Annotated in this window: 1 pseudogene; it reads right to left on the reverse strand. The window is 66.1% G+C overall.

Annotation, left to right across the window (positions count from 1 at the left end):
- A pseudogene (locus tag AC5ZGW_RS46745) lies at positions 1–578 on the reverse strand (hypothetical protein); the annotation flags it as partial.
- Positions 579–623 lie beyond the last annotated feature (45 nt).

Raw genomic sequence — 623 nt, forward strand, 5'->3', positions numbered from 1 at the left:
AGCGTCGCGATCAGGTTGCCCGCGAACACCCCGGTGTGGGTGAAGTGCGACAACACGTCCGCGTCCAACAACGTGGCAAACCGCAACTGGTTGAAGAAGAAAGGGCGCGCATCGGTCGGCGGCGTGAGGTCGAGATAGAAGCCGGTCGTCGCCCGGTCGAGCACGCGACGGTCCGTAGCGCTGACGATCTTCTCGAGCACGGCGGATGGCGCGGACGCATCCGGGCTCAACAGCACCGTGAATTCATTGGCTTTGGCGGCGTCCTCGAGCGCCGTCAGCGCCGCCGGCGAGAGCGGCGACTTTGTCACGATCAGTGTCGCCACGTGCCCCGCTGCGGCGAGGAACAGGTGGCGCCGGGGCTCGGCGGCGCCGCTTGCAAGGAGGGTCGCGACCGCAAGGCTGACCAGTCGCCCGGTCTCGTTCACTTCGCCCGGCGCATACCAGCGGCTCACCGTGAACAGGCCACTTGGGGTAAGCCGACCGAGAAAGCGTTGCCAGGCCTCGACTGTGTAGAGACCATTTTCTGTGAGCGTGAAGGCGCCGGCCCCTGTCGCCGCCCAGGTATCGATCAGGCTCATCTGGATGACATCGAAGGAGCGCGGTGTGCGGGCAAACCAGCTGCG

It is taken from the genome of Bradyrhizobium sp. Crot121 (genome assembly GCF_059512385.1).